This window comes from Stenotrophomonas sp. P5_B8, from assembly GCF_054049855.1.
The window spans coordinates 1-1,253 of sequence record NZ_JBFULO010000695.1 but is presented as its reverse complement, the minus strand read 5'-3'; the positions used below and the strand labels follow the sequence as shown (position 1 = coordinate 1,253).

1 protein-coding gene is annotated in these 1,253 nt (G+C 63.7%); it reads right to left on the bottom strand.

The window, feature by feature from the left end; genetic code table 11:
• Window positions 1-1,253 (bottom strand): hemagglutinin repeat-containing protein (locus tag ACXJKH_RS20760; protein WP_457322215.1); only part of this gene is annotated, 1,253 nt, incomplete at both ends.

Genomic DNA, 1,253 nt, shown 5'->3' with positions numbered 1-1,253 from the left:
GCTTCTCGACATTGGGAAGTGCATCGATCGCGCGATGTGCCGCAGCGGCATCCGTGTTCAGGCCCAGCTCGGCGGCTGTGGTCTGCTTGCCACCGATAACGATGCTGCCTTCGGTCAGAGTGGCATAGGTGGTACTACTGTCACCGCCCTTATCGATCATCGGCAAGCCGGGGCCGAAGTTCGGCGTGGCGCCGTCGAGCTGCCGCGTCCAGCCATCCATGGCACCGCTATAGCCCCCGCTGATGCCGGCCGAGGCGGTGTTGTGCTGCATGTGATTCTGGAGGTCACTGAAGGTCAGTGTTTCGGCAGTCAGTTCGCTGTTGGCTGCGTTGGTACTCGCGATGGCCCCACCCACAAGATTTACGTGGGTTGCGTCTACGTGATAGCCACCCGCGCCAGCGAACAGGCCGGACTGCTGACCCACGCCTTGGTAGCTGCCGGTGGATTTGCCTGCACTGGCGTAGCCATCCACGTTCCAGGCGGTGCCGATGGACACCTGCACCCGGCCGCCCACCTGGCTGTTCTTGGACATGCTCTCCGCCACGTCCTGCAGCGACTCGATGGTCAGCGTGCCACCGGTCTTTACATCGATGCGGTCCGCAGTCGCGGTTGCACCGCGCAAGGTGGTGTCGCCTTCGGCCTTGAGCGAGATGTTCTGGCCGGTGAGCGTGGTGTTCTGCCAGGTGCGACTGTCCGAGTTCGACTTGCTGCTGCCCACGCTGGCTTCGGCGTACACGTAGACGCCGGTCTGCGCGCCCACCTGCACACCCACGCCAACTTCCGCGCCAGCGTTGCTGCTCTTGCTGCGGTCCACCACATGCGCCTGCCCGGCTTCGAGCAGGATATCGCGCGCCGAGTCCAGGCTCAGCGTGTTACCGGCGCTCAGATTGCCCTGCACGATGTGGATATCGCCACTGGTGCTGGTCAGGTTGACGTTACCGCCGCCCTGGATGGTGGAACCGCGCGAGATGGCACTGCTTCCTTCCGAGCTGCTGTTGGCGGTCTTGAAGCCGATGCCGGCTTCGGCGCTGAACAGAAGCCCGCTGCCACCTGCATCCAACGCGCTGGCGATGGCGCTGGCCGACTGATAGGCGTTGGCTGCGGCCGCCATGCCCTGCATGGATTGCAACCGCCCATCCGACTGCCGCGCAGCATCCACATTGTTGATCAGATCAATGAACGGCGATTTGACCCGCGCAAACACACCGATCTTCAGGTCCTTATCGCGCTGCGAGGCGTGCCCGGTTTCATCG